24 protein-coding genes, 2 tRNA genes and 1 pseudogene are annotated in these 26077 nt (G+C 59.3%); 14 read left to right on the plus strand and 13 right to left on the minus strand.

From position 1 onward, the window contains the following. Positions 1-41: 41 nt before the first annotated feature. Complete coding sequence (locus XMD517_RS04970) at positions 42-632, minus strand: riboflavin synthase (protein ID WP_173486439.1); 591 nt, start codon at positions 630-632, stop codon at positions 42-44. A gap of 263 nt (positions 633-895) precedes the next feature. Between XMD517_RS04970 and XMD517_RS04975 the strand changes: the two genes are divergently transcribed. From XMD517_RS04975 to XMD517_RS04985, 3 genes and pseudogenes are all read left to right on the plus strand, one after another. Continuing rightward, on the plus strand, positions 896-2182 hold the full coding sequence (locus XMD517_RS04975; protein ID WP_371734399.1) for a capsule biosynthesis protein: 1287 nt from the start codon (positions 896-898) through the stop codon (positions 2180-2182). Between the two features lie 109 nt (positions 2183-2291). Beyond that, positions 2292-3419: pseudogene (locus XMD517_RS04980) on the plus strand (polysaccharide biosynthesis/export family protein). A 10-nt stretch (positions 3420-3429) separates the two neighbouring features. Further along, positions 3430-5496 carry a capsular polysaccharide biosynthesis protein gene (locus XMD517_RS04985; RefSeq protein WP_368493355.1) on the plus strand — a complete coding sequence of 689 codons (2067 nt, stop codon included), beginning with the start codon at positions 3430-3432 and terminating at the stop codon, positions 5494-5496. Between the two features lie 129 nt (positions 5497-5625). On the opposite strand, the gene ribD is transcribed toward XMD517_RS04985, so the two are convergent. The 4 genes from ribD to XMD517_RS05005 all read right to left on the minus strand — a co-directional run bounded on the left by ribD (position 5626) and on the right by XMD517_RS05005 (position 8100). Next, entirely contained in the window at positions 5626-6711 is a 1086-nt protein-coding gene (gene ribD, locus XMD517_RS04990) for a bifunctional diaminohydroxyphosphoribosylaminopyrimidine deaminase/5-amino-6-(5-phosphoribosylamino)uracil reductase RibD (protein WP_173486442.1), read from the minus strand. A gap of 14 nt (positions 6712-6725) precedes the next feature. Next, positions 6726-7196: a transcriptional regulator NrdR gene (nrdR, locus tag XMD517_RS04995; RefSeq protein ID WP_173486443.1), complete on the minus strand. Its 471-nt coding sequence runs from the start codon at positions 7194-7196 to the stop codon at positions 6726-6728. Between the two features lie 182 nt (positions 7197-7378). Continuing rightward, positions 7379-7816, minus strand: a complete 438-nt coding sequence (locus tag XMD517_RS05000) for a secondary thiamine-phosphate synthase enzyme YjbQ (RefSeq protein ID WP_173486444.1) — start codon at positions 7814-7816, stop codon at positions 7379-7381. After that, on the minus strand, positions 7816-8100 hold the full coding sequence (locus tag XMD517_RS05005) for an HlyU family transcriptional regulator (RefSeq protein WP_173486445.1): 285 nt from the start codon (positions 8098-8100) through the stop codon (positions 7816-7818). Before XMD517_RS05005 ends, XMD517_RS05000 begins: the two co-directional genes overlap by 1 nt. Before the next feature lie 174 nt (positions 8101-8274). On the opposite strand from XMD517_RS05005, the gene yghX reads away from it, so the two are divergent. Continuing rightward, positions 8275-9162 carry a YghX family hydrolase gene (gene yghX / locus XMD517_RS05010; protein WP_173486446.1) on the plus strand — a complete coding sequence of 296 codons (888 nt, stop codon included), beginning with the start codon at positions 8275-8277 and terminating at the stop codon, positions 9160-9162. A gap of 156 nt (positions 9163-9318) precedes the next feature. Here yghX and XMD517_RS05015 read toward each other — a convergent pair whose 3' ends face one another. From XMD517_RS05015 to XMD517_RS05030, 4 genes are all read right to left on the minus strand, one after another. Then, positions 9319-9687 carry a DUF1294 domain-containing protein gene (locus XMD517_RS05015; RefSeq protein ID WP_173486447.1) on the minus strand — a complete coding sequence of 123 codons (369 nt, stop codon included), beginning with the start codon at positions 9685-9687 and terminating at the stop codon, positions 9319-9321. A 27-nt stretch (positions 9688-9714) separates the two neighbouring features. Next, positions 9715-11697, minus strand: a complete 1983-nt coding sequence (gene rpoD, locus XMD517_RS05020) for an RNA polymerase sigma factor RpoD (RefSeq protein WP_173486448.1) — start codon at positions 11695-11697, stop codon at positions 9715-9717. Positions 11698-11881: 184 nt separating this feature from the next. Further along, positions 11882-13861, minus strand: a complete 1980-nt coding sequence (gene dnaG, locus XMD517_RS05025) for a DNA primase (protein ID WP_173486449.1) — start codon at positions 13859-13861, stop codon at positions 11882-11884. A gap of 42 nt (positions 13862-13903) precedes the next feature. Next, positions 13904-14491: a TetR/AcrR family transcriptional regulator gene (locus XMD517_RS05030; RefSeq protein ID WP_173486450.1), complete on the minus strand. Its 588-nt coding sequence runs from the start codon at positions 14489-14491 to the stop codon at positions 13904-13906. 233 nt (positions 14492-14724) lie between these two features. Here XMD517_RS05030 and XMD517_RS05035 point away from each other — a divergent pair, with 233 nt between their 5' ends. The 10 genes from XMD517_RS05035 to XMD517_RS05080 all read left to right on the plus strand — a co-directional run bounded on the left by XMD517_RS05035 (position 14725) and on the right by XMD517_RS05080 (position 22926). Then, on the plus strand, positions 14725-14937 hold the full coding sequence (locus tag XMD517_RS05035) for a hypothetical protein (protein WP_173487922.1): 213 nt from the start codon (positions 14725-14727) through the stop codon (positions 14935-14937). A gap of 143 nt (positions 14938-15080) precedes the next feature. Beyond that, complete coding sequence (locus tag XMD517_RS05040) at positions 15081-16385, plus strand: homoserine dehydrogenase (RefSeq protein WP_254449700.1); 1305 nt, start codon at positions 15081-15083, stop codon at positions 16383-16385. A gap of 250 nt (positions 16386-16635) precedes the next feature. Further along, on the plus strand, positions 16636-17607 hold the full coding sequence (gene glpX, locus XMD517_RS05045) for a class II fructose-bisphosphatase (protein ID WP_173486453.1): 972 nt from the start codon (positions 16636-16638) through the stop codon (positions 17605-17607). Between the two features lie 5 nt (positions 17608-17612). Further along, entirely contained in the window at positions 17613-18161 is a 549-nt protein-coding gene (locus XMD517_RS05050; protein ID WP_173487923.1) for a cysteine hydrolase family protein, read from the plus strand. Between the two features lie 11 nt (positions 18162-18172). Beyond that, positions 18173-19918: a single-stranded-DNA-specific exonuclease RecJ gene (recJ, locus tag XMD517_RS05055; RefSeq protein WP_173486677.1), complete on the plus strand. Its 1746-nt coding sequence runs from the start codon at positions 18173-18175 to the stop codon at positions 19916-19918. A gap of 93 nt (positions 19919-20011) precedes the next feature. Beyond that, positions 20012-20086 (plus strand) — tRNA-Glu (locus tag XMD517_RS05060). A 191-nt stretch (positions 20087-20277) separates the two neighbouring features. Beyond that, positions 20278-21039, plus strand: a complete 762-nt coding sequence (locus XMD517_RS05065; protein ID WP_173486455.1) for a 5-oxoprolinase subunit PxpA — start codon at positions 20278-20280, stop codon at positions 21037-21039. Further along, complete coding sequence (locus XMD517_RS05070; protein ID WP_173486456.1) at positions 21036-21737, plus strand: allophanate hydrolase subunit 1; 702 nt, start codon at positions 21036-21038, stop codon at positions 21735-21737. The genes XMD517_RS05065 and XMD517_RS05070 overlap by 4 nt, the downstream gene beginning before the upstream one ends. After that, a complete protein-coding gene (locus XMD517_RS05075; protein ID WP_173486457.1) occupies positions 21730-22749 on the plus strand; it encodes a biotin-dependent carboxyltransferase family protein in 1020 nt (339 codons plus the stop codon). The genes XMD517_RS05070 and XMD517_RS05075 overlap by 8 nt, the downstream gene beginning before the upstream one ends. Before the next feature lie 102 nt (positions 22750-22851). After that, positions 22852-22926, plus strand: a tRNA-Glu gene (locus XMD517_RS05080). A gap of 178 nt (positions 22927-23104) precedes the next feature. Here XMD517_RS05080 and XMD517_RS05085 read toward each other — a convergent pair. From XMD517_RS05085 to XMD517_RS05100, 4 genes are all read right to left on the minus strand, one after another. After that, a complete protein-coding gene (locus XMD517_RS05085) occupies positions 23105-23467 on the minus strand; it encodes a hypothetical protein (RefSeq protein ID WP_173487924.1) in 363 nt (120 codons plus the stop codon). 159 nt (positions 23468-23626) lie between these two features. After that, complete coding sequence (locus tag XMD517_RS05090; protein WP_173486459.1) at positions 23627-24625, minus strand: diguanylate cyclase domain-containing protein; 999 nt, start codon at positions 24623-24625, stop codon at positions 23627-23629. Then, positions 24622-25209: a heme NO-binding domain-containing protein gene (locus XMD517_RS05095; RefSeq protein ID WP_173486678.1), complete on the minus strand. Its 588-nt coding sequence runs from the start codon at positions 25207-25209 to the stop codon at positions 24622-24624. The genes XMD517_RS05090 and XMD517_RS05095 overlap by 4 nt, the downstream gene beginning before the upstream one ends. Before the next feature lie 155 nt (positions 25210-25364). After that, the gene (locus tag XMD517_RS05100) at positions 25365-26054 is read right to left on the minus strand and encodes an HAD family hydrolase (RefSeq protein ID WP_173486460.1); all 690 of its coding nucleotides are present in this window, start codon (positions 26052-26054) and stop codon (positions 25365-25367) included. Positions 26055-26077 lie beyond the last annotated feature (23 nt).

The following is a 26077-nucleotide window of genomic DNA, read 5'->3' on the forward strand; positions in this document are numbered from 1 at the left end:
ACAAAGTGTCCACACCGCTCAGACGGCACGGCAGATTGGGCTCAGCCCCCGTATTCCGCCAGCCGCGCCACGTAACGTGCCAGCGTATCGATTTCGAGGTTGATCCGGTCACCGACCCTGGCATTCCCCCAATTGGTCACCTCTTTCGTGTGTGAAATCAGGTTCACGCCAAACACGTCCCCTTCAACCTCATTCACCGTCAGCGAGGTGCCATTCAGCGCCACCGACCCTTTGGGAGCGATGAATTTGGCCAGCTCAGAGGGGGCGTGGAACTGCACACGGGTGCTGTCCCCCTCGGTCTTCATCGAAATGATGTCCGCCACACCATCCACATGGCCAGACACGATATGGCCGCCCAGCTCATCCCCGACCTTCAGCGCACGTTCAAGGTTGACCTGACGCCCGACCTGCCAGTCGCCCAGATTGGTTTTCGAAACGGTTTCCGCCGAGATATCCACGTCATACCAGTTGTCGCCCATCGCCACCACGGTCAGGCAGACCCCGTCCGATGCGATCGAGGCGCCAAGATCAATCGTCGCCGTGTCGTAGGCGGTCTCGATCCGCGCGCGCAGGTCGCCTTTCTGCTCCAGCGTCACAATGCGCCCCACATCGGTGATAATCCCGGTAAACATCCGCCTCTCCCTTTCAAGATGGCCCGTTTCAACTCAGCCAAACACCTAGCGCGCGGCATGGGATTTGCCAATCCCTGCTCACTCCGTCTTGCAAAAATACCCTGCAAGGCGCAGCGCCGCCCCCTCCTCTTCACCAAAAATGAACCAGATGAGACATATTTTGGCCGCACAGGGCCCTTAGGCTATTTGCGGGTTTGCGCCGCGATGCGCTGGCCCTATAGTCTGGCCAATGGGCTGAAATACCCGCAGAAATGAGTTTCGACGTGATCACCGGTGACAACCACAACTTCCTGTTCCTGCAAGGCCCGCACGGGCCTTTCTTCTGGCGTCTGGGGCAGATGCTGCGCCGGGCGGGGGCCACGGTCTGGCGGGTCGGGTTCAATTGCGGGGACGAGGCTTTCTGGCGTGATCATGACAGCTATATCGCCTTCACCGAACCGCAGGAGAACTGGGCCAGCTCTTTCACGGCCTTGCTGGATGAAAAATCCATCACCGACATCGTGCTTTACGGCGACACCCGCCCGATCCATGCCGAAGCCGTGCGGATCGCCAAGGCCCAGGGGATCACCGTGCATGTGTTCGAGGAAGGGTATCTGCGCCCCTATTGGGTGACCTATGAAAGGGGCGGATCCAACGGCAATTCCCGCCTGATGGAGATGTCGATCCCACAGATGCAGCAGGCCCTTGAAGGGGTGGATCTGGACCAGCCCGAAGCGCCCTCGGTCTGGGGGGATATGCGGCACCATATCTTTTACGGCGCGCTTTATCATTGGTTCGTGATGTTTCGAAATCGCCGCTATGCGAATTTCAAACCCCACCGCGCCCATTCGGTCACGCAGGAATTTCGCCTCTACCTGCGCCGCCTCCTTTTGATGCCTGCCCAGTCCATCGAACGCAGGCTGGCCACGATCCGGGTGAAATATGGGGGGTTTCCCTATCATCTCGTGCTGCTGCAACTGGAACATGATTCCAGTTTTCAAATGCATAGCCCGTTTGAAAACATGACCGCATTTCTGGAATTGGTGATGGAAGGGTTTGCCAAAGGGGCAGCGCCACACCATCACCTCGTCTTCAAGGCCCACCCGCTGGAAGATGGCCGAGCCCCCATTCGACGTGAAATCAAACGCCTGTCCCAAAAACACAACCTCGAAGATCGGGTGCATTACGTGCGCGGCGGCAAACTCGCCCAACTGCTCAATCACACCCGCTCGGTGATCACCGTCAATTCAACCGCCGCCCAGCAGGCCCTGTGGCGCGGCCTGCCGATCAAGGTCTTCGGGGCGGCGGTCTATGCCAAGCCCGAATTTGTCTCAACCCAGGGCCTGCCGGAGTTTCTGGAACAGCCAACCCGGCCGGATCGAAGCGCCTATCGCGATTATCGCCAGTATCTTCTGGAGACCAGCCAGGTGCCCGGCGGGTTTTATTCCGCGCGCGGCAGGCGGCAGCTTTTGCGGCTGGTGGTGGACATGATGCTTGCCCCGCGCGACCCTTACGATGCGCTCTCCACAGGCACAGCGGCGCCACGGCAACAGTTGCATATCGTCCATTGACCACAACAAGGAAGTGCTGGATTTTTCTGCATTTCCTGCATAATCTACCTTTTAATAACAACGAAAACCGAGGCCATCCTCCAACAAAGGAGCCCGAGCAGTGACGAAAATGGGCAAAGTAATTGCGCGCCGTGCGGCGCTTTTGGTGTTGGCAGGCACTGTTGCCGCCTGCGGTCTGCCCCGTGTTGGCCCAAATAAATCCGAGATTTACGCAGGCAGCGTGGAACGGCAGGGCGACGCCTTTATCGTCGCGGTCAATGACCGCGTGACCCGCGCGACGGCGGTTGTGCCCGCGCTTGGATTTGATGAGAAATTTCAAAACGCTTCAATTGTCGGCTCCGATACGATCAGCGCCGGTGACGTGCTGGGGATCGCGATTTGGGAAAACGTCGAGGACGGGATCCTGACCACCGCGGGCGCCCCTGCCACGCTGGATGAAATCCAGGTGGATGGCGCGGGCTATATCTTCATTCCCTATGCAGGACGTATCAAGGCGTCGGGCAACAGCCCTGAAACCATTCGCCGGATCGTGACCTAGAAACTGGCAAGCCAGACCCCCGACCCGCAGGTTGTCGTGCGTCGTCTGGCGGGTGACGGCTCCACCGTCACCATGACAGGGGCCGTATCCGGCCAGGGTGTCTATCCGATCGAACGCCCGACCCGCACCCTGTCTGCCATGCTGGCCAAGGCTGGCGGCGTGGCCGTGCCCCCTGAGATCGCCAAGGTCAAAGTCAGCCGAGGCGCCCAGACCGGCGAAATCTGGTTCCAGGACCTGTTCGACAATCCTCAGCTGGATATCGCCCTGCGCGGCGGTGACCGTATCCTGGTCGAGGCGGACACCCGCGCCTATACCGCACTGGGGGCGACCGGCGGTCAGGCCCGCGTGAAGTTTGAAACCAAGACCCTGTCTGCCATCGAAGCCCTCGCACAGGTCGGTGGCCTGCAAAGTGCCGTGGCCGATCCGACCGGCGTGTTTGTCTTCCGCAACGAACCCGCTGATATCGCCAATCAGGTGCTGGGCCGCGATGACCTGATCGGGCCGCAGCGTCTGGTCTATGTTCTGAACCTGACCGAACCCAATGGCATGTTCATGGCGCGTGATTTCGTGATCCGCGATGGCGACACGCTTTATGTCACCGAAGCACCCTATGTGCAGTGGACCAAACTGCTGTCGACCATCACAGGCACGCTGTCCAGCGCCGGGTCGATCACCTCGCTTGGCAACTCGCTGCAATAAGGCCGCTGCCGTGGCCCGACCACAGACAGATCAAAACGCCGCCGGGGAGAATTCTTCCCGGCGGCTTTGCGTTTACAATGGCGGCTTTCTCACCCAATCGCGCATCCGCCGGATCCTGTCGCTGGCGGGTTGGCGGGTGGAAATTGGCCTGCCGGGCGACGGGGACTGGGTTGGCACCTGGGGCAAAAGCCCCACCTCTGGCCGGGGTGAACGGATCTCGGACTGGAAAAACAGCCCGGTTCTGCGGGTCGAGGATGCCTTTCTCCGCTCTGTCCTGCCTGGACGCGAAGGTGAGCCCCCGATGGGGCTTCTGCTCGACGATATGGGGGTGCATTTTGACAGTTCAGCCCCATCCCGACTGGAGCAGATCCTGTCCGAACACCCGCTGGATGACACCCATCTGCTGAACCGCGCCCGTGATGCCATGGCCCGCCTGCAAGGCGCCCATCTGTCGAAATATAACGCATTCGACCCGGCCATCCCCGCACCTGATGCGCCTTATGTGCTGGTGATCGACCAGACGATGGGAGATGCGTCAATTGCCCATGCAGGCGCATCTGAAGGCACCTTTCGCGACATGCTGGTCGAGGCCCGTCTGGCCCATCCCCATGAGCGCATCCTGATCAAGACCCACCCGGAAACACAACGCGGCCACCGGCAAGGGCATTATGGGCAAGAAGATGAAAACGATCAGGTCCGCCTGATCACCGATCCCGTCAGCCCGTGGGAGCTGCTGTCCGGCGCCACCGCCGTTTACACTGTCAGTTCCGGCATGGGGTTCGAAGCCATTCTGGCCGGGCACAAGCCGCACGTGTTCGGACAGCCCTTTTACGCCGGATGGGGGCTTACCCAGGATGAGCGTCCACCAAACCGTCGAAGCCGCCCCCTCACCCGCGCACAGATCTTTGCCGGGGCAATGATCCTTTACCCCACCTGGTATGATCCGTTTCGTGACCAGCTTTGTGAGATCGAAACCGTTATCGACAATCTGGAAGCCCGCACGCGGGCCTGGCGTGAGGATCATCGCGGTTATGTCGCCTCCGGGATGCGGTTGTGGAAACGCGCGCCCCTGTCGCGGTTCTTCTCGGCGCAGGGCACGGCCCCGTCGATGATCTTCGACAACCGTGCGGCACGCGCGGCGGAAGGGGCCGCGCTTGTCCAGCGTCCGCTGATGGTCTGGGCTGGCAAGGAAGAGCCGGAACACAACGGCGACTCTCCTCTTTTGCGTATTGAAGATGGCTTTCTGCGCTCTCGCGGCCTAGGCGCGGAGCTGGTCCCACCGCTCTCCCTCGTGCGCGACGATCTGGGTATCTACTATGACCCCACCCGTGAAAGCCGGCTGGAGCGGATGATTACGGCAAGGGCATCCCTGCCGGAACACGCACGCAACCGGGTTGAACAGTTGCTGGGTGCCTTACGTCACGCACAGATCGACAAGTATAATCTCAGCCGTCCGGCCCCTGATCTGAGCGCCCTGCCGCCCGGGCCGCGCATTCTTGTCCCCGGTCAGGTCGAAGATGATGCCTCGATCCGTCTGGGCACAGGTGCGGTGGGCACCAATCTTGCGCTGCTGGAACATGTGCGACGCGAAAACCCGCAGGCTGTCATCCTCTACAAACCCCACCCGGATGTGGAGGCGGGGTTGCGCGACGGGATCATCCCGGAGGCAGAAATGGCGCGGCTGGCGGATTTCGTAGCGCGAGATGCCAGCCCGATGGCGCTTCTGGATCAGGTGGATGAGGTCTGGACCATGACCTCAACCCTGGGGTTCGAGGCGTTATTGCGGGGTGTGCCAGTCACCTGCCTTGGGGCGCCATTTTATGCGGGCTGGGGACTGACACGGGATCTTGGCGAGGTGCCCGACCGCCGTCAGGCCCGCCCGGATCTTTTCGCTCTGGCCCATGCCGCGCTGATTGATTACCCGCGCTATTTTGACCCGATCACCAGGTCGGCCTGTCCGGTGGAAGTGGTGGTTGAGCGTCTTGCCAGCGGGGATTTGCCTGCCAGAGGGCGGGCCAACCGTCTTTTGGCAAAACTGCAGGGCGTGTTTGCCAGCTACGCGTATCTGTGGCGATGACGCTCAGGGGCTCTGCCCCTCGGGCTGCGCCCTCACCCCGGGATATTTGAGACCAGAAAATAAGGGCGTTTCAGCCGCCCCCCAAGACCGGAAAACGAGGCGGCGGAAGGTGGAAACGTCGCAGGAAGCTTATGCGCGGGCGCGCGACCAGCGGTGGAGCACATCCCCGCCAAGGGCGCGGGTTTCAATGAGTGTGAACCTCGGAGCATCAGCCAGGTGCGTGATGCCCATTCCCGCCAGCGCGGGGCGGCCTTCGGCGCCCAGGGCGACGCCTGCGGTCATTCCAATGAGTTCATCCACCAGATCCGCGCGCAGGAGCGATGCAGCCAGCGCGCCCCCACCTTCGCAAAACACCCGTGTGAGCCCTTGCCCGGCCAGCGCATGGAGCACCGAACGCGGATCCAGAACGCCGTCAGCCTCTTCGACAGCAAGGCAGGTTGCCCCGCAGTCTTGCCAGAACTTGATGCGCTCGGGCGGTGCTTTGGCACCATGACAGAGGATCACAGGAACTTCCCTCGCGGTGCGCGACAACTGACTGTCCTCCGGCAGGCTCAGATGGCGCGACAGAACAATGCGGGTGGGCTGATGCGCGACGCCGAGGCCGCGGATGGTCAGGCCGGGATCGTCATCACGCGCTGTGCCGCCCCCCACCATGACCGCATCGTGCCGGGCGCGCAGGGCATGCACATAGCGGCGGGCATCAGGGCCGGTGATCCACTGGCTTTCGCCCGAGGCGGTTGCAATCCGGCCATCAAAGCTGTTTGCCAGTTTGAGCGTCACCCAGGGGCGGGTCTTGGTCACTTTGAGCAGGAACCCGGCAAGGTCACGGCGCGCCTCATCTGCACAAAGCCCGGTCTCCACCTCAATCCCAGCCGCGCGCAGCATGGCAAATCCGCCTCCGTCAACACGCGGATCCGGATCACCAAGTGCCACCACAACCCGCGCCACACCGGCGTCAATCAGGGCCTGCGCACAGGGCGGGGTTTTGCCATGATGGGCGCAGGGTTCAAGGGTGACATAAGCGGTTGCCCCTTTGGCATTTCCGGCCTGGGTCAGGGCGACCACTTCGGCATGAGGGCGACCGCCCTTCTGGGTCCAGCCACGGCCAATGATCCGCCCGCCATTTTGATCTGGTCGCACCAGCACACAGCCCACGGCCGGGTTTGGGGCGCACAGCCCCATGCCGCGCCGACCAAGGGCCAGCGCGAGTTTCATATATCTGAGGTCGTTCACTCTTCTTCGGCGGGATAGTTCGGGCGCAACTCACTGACAAATTTGTCAAAATCATCCGCCGCCTGGAAGTTTTTATAGACCGAGGCAAAGCGCACATAGGCCACGGTGTCGATCCGTGCGAGGCTTTCCATAACGATCTCGCCGATTGTCTTGGACGGGATATCCGTCTCTCCCATGCTTTCCAGACGCCGCACGATGCCGGAAATCATCTGGTCGATCCGTTCAGGTTCCACCGGGCGTTTCTGCATTGATATACGGATTGAGCGTTCCAGCTTCTCACGGTCGAAATCTTCACGTCGCCCGTTGGACTTGATCACCACGAGATCGCGCAGCTGCACCCGTTCATAGGTGGTGAAGCGTCCGCCGCAGGCTGGGCAAAACCGCCGACGACGGATGGCCACGTGATCTTCAGCCGGGCGGCTGTCTTTCACTTGAGTGTCGATATTACCGCAAAACGGGCAGCGCATGGAGGCGTCCCTTTCCTGTTTGTGACCGCAAAGAGCCGGGAAAACCGCCTCATAGCGTGGGTGGCAACCCAGTTATCCACAGTCACTATATGGGGCACACTAGGGTTTGTGTAGGGGGTAATTGCCTGCGCTAGATGAAGAATTGCTCCTGTCCAGTGGGAAAAACGCACAAAGCGTCCCCCTCACCCTGCCGGTATCAACATCCCGACCACCTGCCGGTGATGCGGGGCATCCCGATGTTCGAACAGGTAGATGCCCTGCCAGGTCCCAAGCGACAGACGGCCATCCAGGACCGGAATATTCAGACTGACCGGCAGCATCGCTGCCTTGATATGCGCAGGCATATCATCGGGGCCCTCATAGGTATGGGTCAGGTAAGACATGGACGGATCGGTGGTTGGCGGCACCAGCCGGTGGAAAAAATTGCGCAGATCCGTCTGCACCTCGGGGTCGGCGTTCTCCTGAATGAGCAGAGAGCAAGAGGTATGGCGCACAAAAAGGGTGAGCACTCCGTCCCGCACGCCCTGCCCGCCACATTCCTCCGTGACAAATCGCGTCACGTCGCGGGTGAACTCATAAAGCCCCTGACCATGGGTCGAAACTGTGAACCGCATCCGCATCAGACCGACCGGAACAGCCGGTCCCCCATCTGGTCGATGAAAATCTTCGCCTTGCGCAGACTTTCCTCTGTGGCGGCCTCCTTCGACCCAATCACATCCGCCCGGATCATCATGTGGGATTTCAATTCGCCCCCGATCTCTTTTTCAATCCGGGCCGCAATGCGAAAACCGCCAGGCTCTTTGACCGGTTCGGGAAAAATCGTGAAACCGTCATAGATCTGCGGATCTGGCCCGGCATCATTGGCCGCGGAACGGGCCCCGAAGAGTTTGGATAAGAGGGACATTGGGGGATCCTTAATTTGCGGCGGTAAGGTTGGGCGTCACCGCCATCCGCCGGGGGCATCTTGGGCTCGACACTACAGAAATGCCCAACCAGTTGTCATCACAAGATTGGCACCGCTTACTAGGCCGACCTGTGATATACTCCCCCTGTCACATCTGAAAAAAGGAGCGCCCCCATGACCCGGATGACCGCCAAGGACTTCGATCAGGACCTTCTGGAACTGTATGATTTCTATACCCACGGGATCATCACCAAACGGGAGTTTCTTGACCGAGCGGCGAAGTTCGCCGTTGGCAGTGTGACGGCGGCCATGCTTCTGGATCAACTCAGCCCGAACTATGCGCTGGCAGAACAGGTGTCGTTCAATGACCCGGATATTTCAGCCGAGTATATCACCTATCCCTCCCCGCAGGGGCATGGCGAGGTGCGCGGATATCTGGTGCGCCCAGCAGGGACAGAGGCCCCGTTGCCGGCCGTTCTGGTGGTGCATGAAAATCGCGGGTTGAACCCCTATATCGAAGACGTGGCCCGCCGGGTGGCCAAGGCGGGTTTCATGGCGCTGGCGCCGGATGGGCTAAGCTCGGTTGGCGGCTATCCCGGCAATGACGCTGATGGGCGCGAGTTGCAACGCAGCGTGGATGGCACCCTGTTGATGAATGATTTCTTCGCCGCAGCCGAACACCTCATGACCCGAGCCGACAGCACCGGCAAGGTTGGTTGCGTTGGGTTCTGTTATGGTGGCGGGGTCTGCAATGCTCTAGCGGTGGCCTATCCGGAACTGGCGGCCTCGGTGCCGTTTTATGGTCGACAGGCCAAGGCAGGGGATGTGCCGAAAATTCAGGCCCCGCTGCTTTTGCATTACGCTGAGCTGGACGAACGGATCAACGCAGGCTGGCCCGACTATGAGGCGGCGCTGATGGAACATGGCAAAACCTACACGGCCCATATCTACCCGGGCGTGAACCACGGTTTCCACAACGACAGCACCCCCCGCTATGACGAGGCCGCAGCCGAACTTGCCTGGTCGCGCACAGTGGCGTTTTTTGAGACATATCTGACCTGAAACCTGCGCCTCACTGGCACAAAATCGGAACCGCCAAACGCAGCGCCAAACTCCCTATTCAACGCCTTTACCCGACATTTTGACACCGGCCAGTATCGTCCTGGCGCCCAAGAAACATGCCGCCCCGATCACCAGCAAACCCGTTCGCGGAGTGGGTTACGGGTGCAAAATCCAACTCAGGAAACGAAGGGCATTCAGCATCACAAAAAGCCGGCCATATTCCGTAATAAGGATCGCAAAGATGAGCAGATTTATTCCCAGACGAACATTGAGCATCCTCGCAAAGGGCTGCTTTCGGGTTTTATGCCGCAAACGTTTCTGAGCGATCTTTCCTCCCAGAGCTCCACCAAAAAGAAACCACATCTGCAAAGTGGTTTCACTAATGCGCCAGTCCCCTCGTTCCGCCCTGCGTTTATCCAAGAACATCAGAAAGTAGCTGACGGAACTGGTGAAACAAAACCAACCAAAGATAAGTGAAGACGTATTCAATTGGGTCTCCAAAAATAAATTGATTTGAAAAAACAAAAACGCCCCCTTGCGGGGGCGCTTTGATCACTGGTCCAGGAAGCTGCGCAGCTTGCGCGAGCGGCTGGGGTGCTTCAGTTTCCTGAGTGCCTTGGCCTCGATCTGGCGGATCCGCTCGCGGGTCACGCTGAACTGTTGACCCACCTCTTCGAGTGTATGATCGGTGTTCATGCCGATGCCAAACCGCATCCGCAGCACCCGTTCTTCGCGGGGCGTGAGCGAGGCCAGAACGCGGGTCGTGGTTTCCTTGAGGTTCTCCTGAATGGCGCTGTCCAAGGGCAGCACGGCATTCTTATCCTCGATGAAATCACCCAGCTGGCTGTCTTCTTCGTCGCCAATCGGCGTCTCCAGAGAGATCGGCTCCTTGGCGATCTTCATCACCTTGCGGACCTTCTCAAGCGGCATCTGCAGCTTTTCGGCCAGTTCTTCCGGGGTCGGCTCGCGACCAATTTCGTGCAGCATCTGGCGACCGGTGCGCACCAGCTTGTTGATCGTCTCGATCATATGCACCGGGATACGGATGGTGCGCGCCTGATCCGCGATCGAGCGGGTAATCGCCTGACGAATCCACCAGGTCGCATAGGTCGAGAATTTGTAGCCGCGACGATATTCGAACTTGTCCACCGCCTTCATCAGGCCGATGTTACCTTCCTGAATAAGATCAAGGAATTGCAGCCCGCGGTTGGTGTATTTTTTCGCGATCGAGATCACCAGGCGAAGGTTGGCTTCGACCATTTCCTTCTTGGCCTGACGGGCCTCTTTTTCACCCTTCTGAACCTGCTGCACGATGCGGCGGAATTCCGGGATGTCGACGCCGACATATTGGCCGACCTGCGCCATGTCACCGCGCAGTTTTTCCACCTTGTCGGCGGATTTCTCGATGAACATCTGCCAGCCACGCCCGGATTTCTGGGTCATGTCGTCAAACCAGGTCGGGTCGAGTTCACGGCCGCGATAGGCATCGATGAATTCGCGGCGGTTGATCCGCGCCTGATCGGCCAGCTTCACCATGGAGCTATCAATCGACATGATCCGGCGGTTGATGCCGTAAAGCTGGTCGATCAGCGCCTCGATCCGGTTGTTATGCAGGTGCAGCTCATTCACCAGCAGAACAATTTCCGAGCGCAGCTTTTGATAGGCGCTCTCTTCCTTATCGGTGAAACTGTCATCTTCGTTCAGGGTTGCGCTCATGCGCAGGTCCTGCATTTCACTCAGCTCCGCGTAATCACGGGCGATCAGCTCAAGCGTTTCCAGAACGCGAGGTTTGAGAGCGGCCTCCATCGCCGCAAGCGACATGTTGGCGGCTTCGTCCTCATCATCGTCGTCGTCGTTATTCAGCGGGTTGCCATCCGCATCAAGCTCTTGTTCTTTTTCCTTTTTTTCAGCCTTCGGCGCTTCGGATCCCGTGCTCCCCAGCACGGTTTCCTCTTCATCGTCATCATCCAGCTGGTTGCCAAAGGTGGCATCAAGGTCGATCACATCGCGCAGAAGAATGTCTTCGGACAGAAGTTCATCGCGCCAGATGGTGATGGCCTGGAAGGTCAGCGGGCTTTCGCACAAGCCCGCGATCATCGTGTTGCGCCCCGCCTCGATCCGCTTGGCAATCGCGATCTCGCCTTCGCGCGACAACAGCTCAACCGAGCCCATTTCACGCAGATACATGCGCACAGGATCGTCGGTGCGGTCGAGCTTTTCGGTCTCGGCGGTGGCCACAGCCACTTCGCCGCCCGCGTTTTTCACGACCAGTTCGCCAGCGCTTTTCTCTTCTTCTTCCGCCTCTTCATCTTCGATGATGTTGATGCCCATCTCGGACAGCATCGACATCACGTCTTCAATCTGTTCCGAACTGACCTGATCGGGCGGCAGAACCTGGTTGAGCTGATCGTAGGTGATGTAGCCTTTTTCACGAGCTTCCGCGATCATCTTCTTGACGGCGGCTTGACTCATATCGCCGATCGGTTCGGCGTCCTGATCGTCCTTGCGGTCCGATGCGGTGTCTTTGGCGGCCATGGGCACTCCTTGCACTGCGGTCCGATCTGTTGGCCTCTGCCGGGTCCCATCCGGCACGGGGCGAATCGGAGGCGATTGATTCGGGTTGTCGAATCAAAACATTCGAATCGTTGATTCGCCAACCCATGTAATGTGTTTTTGCGTGTGATTCACGCGGAAACCTCCAAAGGGCTTCCCGATTTCCCTAGCTACCGCCGTCTTTCCCCTTGGTCAGGGACAGCCCGGCGAGCATCCGGTCAAATACATCCTTCTCCTCACGGCTGATCAGCAAACCATTTGCCGCCCGTTCAAACGTTGTCTTGTCTTCCGTCTGGTTGACCGTCGCCCGGTTGCGCGCCTCAGCGGCCTGCGCAAGACGCCAGGTCACCCCCTCATCCGCAACCCCGTCCAGATCCCGCGCAGCATCCCCCACCTCGCTTTGAACACTCGGCAGCGCCTCAAGACGTCGCAGAGCGGACATGACCGTTGCTTCGGCAATTTCCGTATCTTCCGGCTGACGAACGCCTGCCGATATTTTTACATGGTTGAGCGCAAACAGTTTTTCAAGGCAGGCCGCACCAAGACGGTTGCATATTTCATCCCGAAGGATCTGCTCGCCGTCCAAGGCATGGCTCAGAAGGATACGCTGGATCTCTGCATGTTCCCGATCCCGCATCTCAATGCGCTCAAGCCGGCTTTCCACACCTTCCAGCAGGTCCGGACGCAGCACCAAAACCGCAAGAACAACCGCCTCGCTCAACAAAAGCTCCGCCTCACCACTTCCCCCGGCCAGCAAAGAGCTTTTTGTCGTGGGCAGAACCGGGTTCTGGACCTTGCCCGAACCGCGACGGGCCTTCCAGTCGCCTTTGTTGTTCCAATCGGTTTTGTTGGATTTCGGGCGGGCCCGAAACAGATCCCACCGCATATCCTTGATGGCCTGCGCATAATGTGCGCGGATTGAAGGATCGGAAATGCGGGAGATCACCTCACGCAGATCCTTGTCCAGAGCGGCCTTGCGTTCCGGGCTGTCGAAAACCCGGCCTTCGGTCTCTCGCCGCCACAGAAGATCGACCATGGGCACGGCCACATTCAGCGCCGCCTGCATGGCCTGCGGCCCCTGCGCCTTGATCAGGTCATCGGGGTCCTGCCCCTCTGGCATGATGGCAAAACGCAGCCCCTTGCCCGCCTCCAGAAGCGGCAGGGCCAGATCAATCACCCGCATCGCAGCACGCAGCCCGGCCGTATCTCCGTCCAGCGCAATCACCGGTTCCGGGTGGATCCGCCACATCAGATGCAGCTGCTGTTCCGTGATCGCCGTGCCCAGCGGGGCGACCGTTGAGGCAAACCCGGCCTCGGACAGGGCAATCACATCCATATAGCCTTCGGCCACGATCAGCGGCTGGCCTTTGCCCGAGGCCGCGCGGGCGGGACCGACATTGTAAAGGGAGCGCCCCTTGTCAAAAAGCTCGGTTTCCGGGCTGTTCAGATATTTCGCATTGTCATTCGGGTCCATCGCGCGCCCACCAAAGGCAATGCAGCGCCCGCGCGCGTCGCGGATCGGGAACATGATCCGCCCCCGAAATGTGTCATAGGGGTTGCCCCCCTTCTGGCTGGGTTTGGCCAGCCCGGCACCAAGGATCAGGTCATCTGCAACCCCCTTGCCCTTCAGGTGATCCCACAGCCCTTGCCACAGATCCGGGGCAAAGCCGATCCCCCAACGCTCCTGCGCGGCGTCATCAAGTCCCCGCCCGACCAGATAATCACGCGCAGCCGCCCCGGCGGCTGTCTTCAGCATCAGGCGGAAATGGGCCACTGCCATCTCCATCACCTCGGCCAGCTGGGTGCGGCGGTCGGCCTTTTCCTGCGCGCGCGGATCACGGGCGGGCATCTGCAACCCGGCCTCTCCGGCCAGGATTTCCACCGCTTCCATGAAGCCGACATTTTCCGTGTCCTTCACGAAGGAAATCGCGTCCCCCTTGGCGTGACAGCCAAAGCAGTAATAAAAGCCTTTTCGGTCATCCACATGAAAAGACGCGGTTTTTTCGTGGTGGAACGGGCATGGCGCCCACATGTCGCCCTTGCCAGGCTGCGATTTTCGCTTGTCCCACATGACCTTGCGACCGACCACATCCGAGAGGGTCAGGCGCGTGCGCAATTCATCAAGGAAACCGGGTGGCAGAGACATGGTTCTTTATCCGCCGAATTGCGAACCGAGTCCAGCGGGTAGTCAGGCCCCAACGGCGCCGCGCACCATATCCCAATAGATATCGGCCACGGCTTCCTGGCTCAGACGCCCACCTTCACGATACCAGGTATTGACCCCTGTCAGCATCGCGATCACCGCCATGGTGGCAAGCCGTGTGTCAGGCACATTGATCACGCCAGCCTCATGCCCCGCATCCAAAATGCGCTCCAACGCGCGCTCATACTGACGGCGCAGGGCTTCGAGTGTGGCGAAGTTTTCCTCACTCAGATTGCGCAACTCCATATAGGCGATGAATACCGCATCGGGACGTTCCAGGTGGAAATGGATGTGAAAACGCGAGAAAACTTCCAGCTGCTCAAGCGGTGTATTCCCCTTTGGCTCCTCTTCCCAAGCGGCCAGCAATTCGTCCATATGGGCGCGCATCAGGTCAAACAACAGGCTTTGCTTGTCTTTGGTATAGAGATATAGCGCCCCGGCCTGCACCCCGACCTCACGCGCGATCTGGCGCATGGAGACAGCGGCGTATCCGTGGCGCGCAAAGAGGCGAAGCGCTGCCTCTCGCACCCTGGGGCCTGTGATATCACTGTGGGATCCGGTTTTACGTGCCATGAGGACATGATAACTGAACAATCGTTCAAATAAAAGCCCAACCTGCCACCTCTCCCACGCTACCTGACCCCTTCCGCTTGCCCCCTGATCAGGGCAGAGCTATGGTCTGCCCCATGCCCTTTCGCCACCTTCAGTTTGCGAGTCAGATGCCTTCCCTTTTCCAATTTCCTGCTGTGATCTTGATTGTGACAGCCCTGATCGGCTGCTCTGCTCCCTCAGGGATCGACATCCCCATGTCACCAGCGGCACTGCGCGCAGATTATCCGCGCATCCAACCTCTTGACCTGCTGCTGGCCCAGCGCACGGATGTCAGCACCGCCACCGACTTTGCCGCCCCTCTGGCCAGCCGGGCCAGTGCCCTGCGGGCCCGTGCGGCCCGGCTGCAGGGGCCAATTGTGGATCAGGCCACACGGGCGCGCATGATGGGCGCCTTGCGTCGGCACTGACGGGCACATTCCGCCTGCAGGCGTCCCCTAGAGGAATTCTTTCCGGTCTGACCGCATTCCGCCAACGATCGCATTGCGTCCTTGACCGCCATTCGCTAGACCTCGCGGGACGCAAAACATCACCGCATCTGATGGAGAACAACATGAGTGACAAATCCGCCTCCGGCGCGCCGCTTCGTCTAGGCATTGCAGGGCTTGGCACTGTTGGCATTGGTGTGGTGAAAATTATCCGTCGTCAGGCGCAGCTTTTGGAAGCGCGGGCCGGTCGCCCCGTGGTGATTACCGCTGTTTCCGCCCGGTCCAAGGACAAGGATCGCGGTATCGACCTGTCGGGGTATGCCTGGGAAGACGACGCCGTTGCTCTCGCAAAACGGGACGATGTGGACGTTTTTGTCGAACTGATGGGGGGCCATGATGGCCCCGCCAAAGCTTCGGTCGAGGCAGCGATTGCAGCGGGTAAGGACATTGTGACGGCCAACAAGGCGCTTTTGGCCCATCACGGACAGGAGCTCGCCCTGGCGGCAGAAGACGCTGGTGTCCGGCTGCGCTATGAGGCGGCGGTCGCAGGGGGTATTCCCGTGATCAAGGCCCTGACCGAAGGGCTTGCCGGGAATGACATCACCCGCGTCATGGGGGTGATGAACGGCACCTGCAACTATATCCTGACCCAGATGCAGGCCACCGGGCGCGGATATAATGCCCTGTTTGAGGAATGTGCCGAGCTGGGATATCTGGAAGCGGATCCGAACCTTGACGTGGGCGGCATTGATGCCGGTCACAAACTGGCGATCCTGTCGTCGATTGCTTTTGGCACCCAGGTCAACTTTGATGCGGTTGAACTGGAAGGCATCCAGCGCATTCAACTGGAAGATATTGAACACGCAGCGGAAATGGGTTTCCGCATCAAGCTTCTCGGGGTTGCGCAGATGACTGGTCGGGGGCTGGAACAGCGTATGTCACCCTGCCTCGTGCCCGAAGCTTCTCCGTTGGGGCAACTGGAAGGTGGCACCAATATGGTGGTGATCGAAGGGGACGCGATTGAGCAGGTTGTGCTGCGCGGCCCCGGTGCCGGTGAAGGCCCGACCGCCAGCGCGGTGATGGGCGATGTCATGGATATTGCCCGCGGATTTGCCCTGCCCACATTTGGCCAGCCCGCCCGCACCCTGCGCCCTGTGAATGGCGCCAAGGCCGCAAAGCCTGCCCCGTATTACATCCGGATGACGCTGCTCGACAAACCCGGCGCTTTGGCCAAGGTGGCGGCTGTGCTCGGCGATGCGGCGGTTTCAATCGACCGGATGCGGCAGATCAGCCATGAAAAAGAGCGCGCCCCGGTGTTGATCGTGACGCATAAATGCACCCGTGACGCGCTGGACACGGCCCTGTCGGGGCTTGCCAAAACCGGCGTGGTGGATGGAGAGCCGGTTGCGATCCGCATCGAAAAGGTGTGATGGCCGGGAGTGAATCACCTGATGACTTCAGAAAAAGGCGCCCTGACCGGGGCGCCTTTTGTCTTTGAACCCCCTGAGAGGGGCGCTGCCCCTCGGGCTTTGCCCTCACCCCGGGATATTTGAAACAAGGAAAACGGGGGGCTGGCGACTTATTCCGGGATTGATGGCGCGAAAAGGGGTCCATTCCCCTTGCCCCGATAGCGCCCCACCACTAAACCCGTGCCAACTGGATTATTCGAGGATTGCTCTCATGGCTGATAAAGTCGTTTTCGCTGACCGTATGTTGTCGCTGGGTCTGGCCCGTGTTTCCGAAGCTGCCGCGATGGCATCCGCCACGCTGGTGGGACGCGGCGACGAGAAGGCGGCCGACCAAGCCGCCGTGAACGCGATGCGGGATCAGCTGAACCTGCTGGAAATCGCCGGCACGGTTGTGATTGGCGAAGGCGAGCGCGACGAGGCCCCGATGCTTTACATCGGCGAGGAGGTCGGCACCGGCGAAGGCCCTGCCGTGGACATCGCGCTGGACCCGCTGGAAGGCACCACCCTGACTGCAAAAGACATGCCCAACGCGCTGACCGTGATTGCCATGGCCCCGCGCGGCACGCTTTTGCACGCGCCGGATGTATATATGGAAAAACTGGCGATTGGGCCGGGTTACCCAACCGATGTTGTCAGCCTTGAAATGAGCCCGGCTGAGCGCGTGAAAGCCCTGGCCGCAGCCAAAGGTTGCGCCACCTCGGACATCACCGTCTGTGTCCTGGAACGTCCGCGCCACGAAGAGATGATCGAGGGCATCCGTTCGACCGGCGCCGCGATCCGCCTGATCACCGATGGGGACGTGGCCGGTGTGATCCACTGCGCCGAGGCCGATATCACCGGCATCGACATGTATATGGGCCGTGGCGGCGCCCCCGAAGGGGTGCTGGCAGCCTCTGCGCTGAAATGTATGGGCGGGCAGATGTGGGGTCAGCTGACCTTCCGCAATGATGACGAACGTGGCCGCGCCGCCAAGGCAGGCATCACCGATCTTGATCGCATCTACACCCGCGACGAGATGGTCACCGCCGATGTGATCTTTGCCGCCACCGGTGTGACCGACGGGTCGATCGTGTCGGGCATCAAGCGTGAACCCGGCTTCCTGACCACCGAAACCCTGCTTATGCGGTCGAAAACCGGTTCGGTCCGTCGCATGATCTATCGCAACCCGATCAAGGCAGGCTGAACCGGATGGTGCGTGCGCTGATCCTTGTGGATATTCAGCAGGGGTTTGACGATCCCTATTGGGGCGCGCGCAACAATCCGGATGCGGAACAAAAAGCGGGTCAGCTTCTGGCGCATTGGCGCGCGCAGGGCTGGCCCGCTTTTCTGATCCAGCACCTGTCAACCAATCCTGACAGCCCGCTTTTCCCCGGAAAACCCGGCGTCGAGCTGCATCCGGCGATTGCCCCCAAGGGCGAGGCGGTCATTCAGAAATCCGCTAATTCCGCCTTTATCGGCACAGATCTGGAAGAACGCCTGCGCACCCTCGGCGCTACAGATCTGGTTGTCGCGGGGATCACCACACCGCATTGCGTATCCACCACCTGCCGCATGGCGGCCAATCTCGGCTTCAACGTAACGCTGGTGCATGACGCGACCGCAGCCTTTGCAGAAGGGGCCAATACGGCCTGGCGCGAAGGTGGCCCGGTGGATCCTGAACAGATCCATCAAAGTGCAATCGACCATATTTCAGGTGAATTTGTCACTGTTAAATCCGTGGCCGAGGTGCTGGTATGACAGCACCGGGAATGAGCTTTCTCGGGGTAGACAGCTCTGCCACGGGCCGACGCTGGGTCGGACCGGGGATTGAGGCAGAACGCCAGGGCGAACACCTGCACCAGCTGACCCAATTGCCCCTGCCCCTGTGCAAAATCCTTGCGCAGCGCGGCATAGGTGCTGAGGGGGCTGCGGAATTCCTCGACCCCACGCTCAAGGCGCTGCTGCCAGATCCACGTGGCTTGAAGGATATGGAGATCGCCGCATCCCGCACCTTGCAAGCCTTTGATCAGCGGGAAAAAGTCGCCGTATTTGCCGATTATGACGTGGATGGGGCAACCTCGGCCGCGCTGCTCATCAACTGGTTTCGTCAGATGGGGCGCGATGTCACGCTTTATATCCCCGACCGGATCGACGAAGGCTATGGCCCCAATGTCCCCGCGATGGAACTGCTGGCAGCGGATCATAGCCTGATCATCTGCGTTGACTGCGGCACGCTGAGCCATGAGCCGATTGCCGCCGCGAAAGCCAAAGGCGCGGATGTGGTGGTGCTCGATCACCACCTGGGGGGCGAAACCCTGCCGCCTGCCGTGGCGGTGGTGAACCCGAACCGCCAGGATGAACTGGACGCGCCGGGCTATCTCTGCGCGGCGGGAGTGGTGTTTTTGATGCTGGTCGAACTGGGCCGGATGTTGCGCGAGGCGGGGCGCACCGGACCTGACCTGATTTCCATGCTCGACCTCGTGGCCCTTGGAACGGTTGCGGATGTGGCGCCGCTGATTGAGGCGAACCGGGCATTGGTGCGTCAGGGCCTGAAGATCATGGCCCGCCGAGCGCGCCCCGGCATGGTGGCGCTGGCGGATGTATCCGGCATGAACGAAGCGCCCCGCGCCTATCACCTTGGCTATATGATGGGGCCACGGGTGAATGCCGGGGGGCGTGTTGGCCGGGCCGATCTCGGCGCGCGCCTGCTGTCGACCATGGATATGCACGAGGCGCAGGCCATTGCGGCACGGCTGAATGACCTGAATGCAGAGCGGCGCGAAATCGAAGCCAATGTGCAGGCCCTTGCGCTGGAACAGGCCGAAGCCCGCGGACTGGACGCCCCTCTGGTCTGGGCCGCCGGTGAGGGCTGGCATCCCGGTGTGGTTGGCATCGTGGCCTCCCGCCTGAAAGAGGCCACCAACCGCCCCGCTGTCGTGATCGGATTTGACGGCAATGACGGCAAAGGATCCGGGCGCTCAATTGCGGGGGTCGATCTTGGGGCATCCATTCAACGACTGGCCTCGGACGGAGACATTCAGAAAGGTGGCGGGCACAAGATGGCCGCAGGGCTGAGCCTGTCGCGTGACCAGCTGGAACCGGCCATGAACCGCCTGAGCGACCTTCTGGCAAAACAGGGGGCCGGATTGCAGGGGGCCGCTGACCTGCGCCTTGACGGTGTGCTGATGCCCTCAGCCGTTACCGTGGACCTGATCGAAGAACTGGAACAGGCCGGACCGTTTGGGGCCTCTGCCCCTGCCCCGCGCTTTGCCTTTCCGGATGTGCAGATCCTGTTCGCAAAACGGGTTGGGCAAAACCATCTGAAACTCAGCTTCGGCGACGGGATGGGCACGCGGATTGATGCCATTTCTTTTGGGGCTTTTGATGGGCCACTCGGTCCTCTTCTGGAAAACCATGCCGGTCGCCGCTTTCATCTGGCCGGCAAGCTGGAGGTGAATCACTGGCAGGGCAGATCAAGCCCGCAGCTGCGCCTTGACGACGCCTCAACCGCCTGATCCTAAACGGTTTTCAAGTTTTTTACAAAAAGCCGATTTTCCCCCTTGCGTGCCCAGTCCGCTTCCCCTAAAACCCGCCTCACACGACAGAGTGGCCCGTTCGTCTATCGGTTAGGACGCCAGGTTTTCAACCTGGAAAGAGGGGTTCGATTCCCCTACGGGCTGCCACTTCTCCCTTTTCAGCGACAATCAGCACAGACCCTCATGACTTTGGTCTTCCGATGACCACAGCGGCGATGTCATTTCCGCGCGATGCCCGTGTAATTTCCCCGATTTCCGCATTCACACACCACTGCTCTGTGCGTATTGTCAGTGTAAAGCGGCAGGCACAGCATCTGAAGTGACCCAGGGAGGAACGCGTGAAAATCGACCTGAATTCTGATCTGGGGGAAGGGTTTGGCCCCTGGCCCATGGGCGATGACGCCACCATGCTGTCGATTGTCACCAGCGCCAATATTGCCTGCGGTGGACATGCCAGCGACCCGGACACCATGTTCAAAACCCTCGCTCTGGCAGCAAAGCATGGTGTGACTGTGGGGGCGCATCCCGGTTATAATGATCGCGAAGGGTTTGGCCGCCGTGTGATCCCGATGACGCCTGAAGAAATCACCCATATGGTTGCAGCCCAGATTGGCGCGCTGATCGGGGTGGCTGCTTTGGTCCCTGTCAAAGTGTCCTATGTCAAACCGCATGGGGCGCTGGCCAATCTGGCCGCAGCGGACGATCGCGTCGCCACGGCCATCGCCAAAGCCATTCACAAAATCGACCCCGGTCTGGCCGTTCTGGCCATTTCAGGCACCGCGTTTGAAGACGCCGCAAAGGCAGCGGGATTGGACACATATTCCGAGATCTTTGCCGATCGCGGCTATCTTTCAACGGGTCATCTGGTGCCGCGCGGACACCCCGAGGCGATGATCGAAGATGCCAAAATCGCAGCAGACCGCCTGATTTCCATGCTTCAGACCGGTCTGATGCCGGTGATTGATGGCGACCCGATCAAACTGGATGCCCATTCCATCTGTGTGCACGGGGACGGCCCCGCAGCCGTATCCATGGCGCGCGAAATCCGTAGCCGCCTGGAAAGCGCTGGCATTACACTTGCGGGTTTTGCAACCAGATGACGCCCCGGTTTCCACATTTTGTACCGGTAGCAGACCACGCCTTGTTGGTGGAACTGGGGGAAGAGGTCTCGGAGCGCCTGTCCCAGCAGGTGCTGGCACTGGATCACGCCATTGCGGCCACCCCGCCCCTCGGGGTGCAGGAGGTGGTCCCGGCTCTTGTCAATCTTCTGGTGGAATTTGACCCGCTTGTCACCGATCATGACGCGCTGCAAGCGAGCCTCGTTGATTTGTTGCAGACCCTGGCCGACATTCGCGTTCCCGTGACCACGCATCAGGTCGATATCTGTTATGATAGCGACCTGTCACCAGACCTGAATGCGGTGGCGTCGGCCCTAGGCGTCAGTATCGACACGGTGATCAATGCCCATCTTGGGTCGAAATTTCGTGTTGGCATGTACGGGTTTGCGCCCGGATATGCCTATCTGACCGGACTGGATCCGATGCTCAACCTGCCGCGCAAATCAACCGCCCTGCGCGATGTTCCTGCCGGCAGCGTGATCATTGCAGGGCCTCAATGTCTGGTTACCACCCTGACCATGCCCACCGGCTGGTCAATCCTCGGCCGCTCCCCCACCCGGATTTTGCGCCACTCGGAAGATCACCCGTTTCTATTCAACGTTGGGGATCACGTGCGCTTCAATCGCATCGACCGCGCGACATATGACGCCCACCTTCGAGGAGAGGCCTCACATGGGTGACGCAAAACTGTCCGTCCGCTTTGCAGGCCCCTTTGTCAGCTTTCAAGACGGGGGACGCCCCGGACATATGCGGTTTGGGGTGCCCCGTTCGGGTCCGATGGATCGGCTGTCCTTCAACGCGGCCAATGCCGCATTGGGTAACAACCTGAATTCCACGGGCATCGAAGTGTCGATGGGGGGGCTGGTGCTTGAGTGCCTGGAAGGGGCGGTCACCCTCGCGGTGACCGGTGGTGAATTTCTCTGCGATCATCCGCGCGGGAAAAGCCTGGATTGGCAGGTTCTCTCCCTTTTTGCAGGCGAAACTCTGAGCTTGCGGGCAGGCCCTTCTGGCAGTTGGGCCTATCTGGCCTTTTCCGGCGACCTTCAGGTTTCAAACTGGCTTGGGGCCAGCACCACGCACTCCATTTCAAATTTGGGTGGCGGGGCCATTCACACGGGACACATCATCACGGTTCAGGCGGCGGAGCTGCGCGAAGACCGGCTCGGCCCCGTTCCCCGCCCTGATTATAAGGAAAATCAGGGGGTTGCCCGTGTCGTAATGGGACCGCAGGACCGATTTTTCCCTCAGGTCTCTCTTGATGCTTTTGCCACGGAAAGTTTTGCACTGACGACGAGCTTTGATCGAATGGGGGTGCGCCTTTCCGGCCCTCCCCTTTCGTTCAAGGATGCGTTGTCCATCCCGTCCGAACCGGTTGCACGCGGATCCATTCAGGTCGCCGGGGACGGCACGCCAACAATTCTGCTGGCAGATCACCAGACAACGGGCGGATATCCCAAAATTGCCACGATCATATCAGCCGATCTGGATCATGTGGCCCAGCTGCGCGCCGGTGACAGTCTGCGCTTTGAACAAGTTACGGCCCAGGAGGCAGTTGAAATCGTACGAGAAAAGGCCTCCACTGCCGCGAAGTATCTCGAAAAAATCAGCATCTCCAGAGGGACGCTGGCCCAGCGGTTGCATCGTGAAAACCTGATCAGCGGAGCGGTGGATGCGCGCCCGGATCAGGCCTGACCAAGCGGGCGCGGCAACGGTGTTTGAAATCTTCCAATATTGCAAAAAACAGGGGTTGCGTCCCCGCCGCGCTTCCCCTAAAAGCCTTCTCACGCCAAGCGCGGCCCGTTCGTCTATCGGTTAGGACGCCAGGTTTTCAACCTGGAAAGAGGGGTTCGATTCCCCTACGGGCTGCCATTTCTCCCATGAAATCTATCATGCAGCCAGATCGGCATATGCTGTTACATCGGCGGGCCCTTCTTTTTTTTGCACGGTTTTTTTGAAGCGCAATCCTGTCTGCACCTCTTTCTCAAAGATGCTGTTTCTACCGCGAAAAAAGGCAACTTGGGAATTTATCCGCCATTTTCAGAGGGCGTCAGCGCAGATGAAAGCGTGTCGCAGAGCCTGAAGACAAAAAGTCGACGGCAATGATCTCACCAGCTTCCCCAAAAACCGGAACCAGAGTGAGGCACGCCCGTGCGCTGTCCAGTCCCCGTTTGATTTCACGGCAGAATTTACCGTCCTCGAGGCTCCAGTCACCCGCGTAGGAAATACCGTTGTAAATCCCATCAAAGGTGCCGTCCGCGTAGATATGGGCATTCTTCACATGTTCGTTCTCAAGCTTTCGCCCAAGAATAGATTGAACCGTCTGCCCGCTGTCGGATGCAGCAAACTCGGCCCAGACCGCACTTCCCAACAATGGAACCAACACGCCTGCTGCAAGCACGTTTTTCATCATGAAAACACCAACGTAACCCTACCCTTTGTCACCAGAGCGAGCGGTAAGCAAACCCAGCAGATGTGTCAAGCACCGCGCATCGCCCCCCCGGCACTTACCCGGCAAAGAGCGCGTTTCTCTCATACATCATTCAGGCCGGGCAGCGAAACCACATCTGGTTCAATCCGACCTGAGCACCTTGGAGTAGATCGTATATTGCGCGCGCCCCGCCTTTTTCGACGCATATAGCGCCACATCCGCATCATCGACCATCTGGGCTGCATCTGGTTGTTCATAGTCGGTGCTTTTAACGATCCCGACACTAGCAGAAATCATGCAACTGTCTCCGCGAAAAGATATCGGTTCTTCAAGCTTTTGGATCATCCTCTGCGCGATGGAGGACAGCCCGCGATCATCTGTCAATTTGGGAAGCACAATGACAAATTCATCACCGCCCACCCGGGCGACAGTATCCCCTTCCCGCGTCTCTTCGGTCAAAACAGAGGCCACCTTTTGCAAAACACAGTCACCGGCTGCATGACCTTTGGTGTCGTTGACCGCTTTGAAAAAGTCGAGATCCAGATGCATCAATGCAAAATTTTCCTGACGTTCCAGCAACCTTTTCACAACCAATTCAAAGGAGCGGCGGTTGTGAAGGCCGGTTAGTTCGTCAGACAGGGCCTCAGCTTCGGCTTCGTTCTTTTCGCCATATAACCGGAGCGCCATCTTGTTCGAAAGCTCCATCGCCGCGGAATTTGCCTCAACCAGATAGAGGAGTTCAACGGTCAGATCCGTTGGAGCAAAGTCGGACCCGGCAAGATCGTAGACCCGGACAGCATCCACCACGCCAATTCCAAAAGACAGGTTCAGAAGGATTAGTTCCGATCCTGGCAGGCATGTAAGATTCCCAATCAACGGCAATCCGAACTGGTCGCGGATGCGCATGTAAAGCTTCACACCATCGAATTGACGGATCTGCTCCATATTGCTTATGCGTTTCGGGCGGCGCAGCTCAACCAGCCGAAAGATGCTCATGCCTTGAATTTTCTTGTCGGGAAACACTTTCTTCAGTGTCGGACCAGCGTGAACTACCCCGCCTTTTGAGTTGAGCACAACCCCCATCGGCATCATGTGGTCGATGGCTTCGAAACTAACCGTCAATGGCAGATGCACTGTCATTCCGCACCTGCCGCCAAGTCGAATTTGCGCCCCTCTGCATGGGCAACATCAAGCAAATATACCATCAACTCCTCCGTCTCGCCCGTGCGGCCATTGTGATCCAGCAAGGCCAAGGCCCCATAATCATCAGCAAGTGCGCGCAATGCCCCCAGAATGACATGTCCGAACCCAGGAACAGGATGGCGGATCATCACCTGATAAGATCCTTCCGAAAGCTCATCCACCTCGATTTCCGGCATATCAAGCTCGGCCACAGCAAGGCGTGCGCGCCCGGGCAGATCCTCAAGAGAATTGAGAAATTCGGTATAATTCACCCCACCAAAGCGCAGCAAACGGCGCACGCGGGAGGAGCGTGGATCGACAATCAGGAAGGTTCCGTAATCTTCAAGCAGGGTTTCATGTGACTTGCCCAGCTTTCGCGCCGCCGTTTCCACCATCTCCTGCGACATGTTTGTTTCGTAATGAAACATTGGCTCGAAGCTTTCAAATCCAAGCCCGAGTTCCCCCACAATTTCACGCCAGAACTCATTGCCGTAGGTTCCACGCAAAAATACTTCAAATGATCGGTTAATCAGACCATGCATTGCCTTCTGATCCTCATCAAACATGCAATAAACGTAGACGAGGGGAGTTAAAAAAAAGGAAATGCGACTTTGGAAAGGAGGGAAAGTTTCCCTCTTTCCCCATTGTTTTCAACGATTACACAAATATTTAATCAGATCTGTGCATCAAATATGTATCAAAGTCGTGCCAACCAACTGGGCAGGTGACCGATATCCGGCATCACCGCGTCAGCAAATGGGGCCAGTTCCTCTTCACTGGCAAGACCCGTCAGAACCCCAACGGTTTTCATCCCGGCAGCCCGCCCGGCATGAAGGTCATGCAGGCTGTCACCCACCATGACCACATCTTCCGGGGCCACCCCCAGTTGCTTGGCGAATGCAAGACATTGCCCCGGTGCAGGCTTTCCACCAAATCCACTGTCATAGCCAACCACGAAATCGAACAGGTCAGTGATCCCTGCCCCCTCCAGATGCGCCCGCGCAGGCATTTCTGCATCATTTGTGGCCACCCCCAGACCAAGCCCGAGGGACCGCAAATGCCCAAGCACATCCCGCAGGTTGACGGCCTGCGCCTGAGGGGCCGTTGCAGCTTCCTCGTTAAGGATGGTTTCCAATTCGTCAGGGGAATGATCAAAAAAACCAGACAATGCGTTAACCACTTCCTCCGGGGTGCCGGCGATCACAATACTGTCTCGGTCAAACTGCCCCGCATCATAGTCGAAACCGATGGCATTCCCGACCTCACGCGCTCGGTCAATATCCTCACCCGTCAGGCGTTTCAAAACGGCGCGCGCCCAACTTTCCCAGGTCGCCGCGAATTGAAACAGGGTCCCGTCCTTGTCAAACAGCAAGGCTTTCACAGTCATTTGGCTTCCTCCCTAACCGCATG

This window comes from Aliiroseovarius sp. xm-d-517, from assembly GCF_013283135.1.
Classification (GTDB): Bacteria; Pseudomonadota; Alphaproteobacteria; order Rhodobacterales; family Rhodobacteraceae; genus Aliiroseovarius; species Aliiroseovarius crassostreae.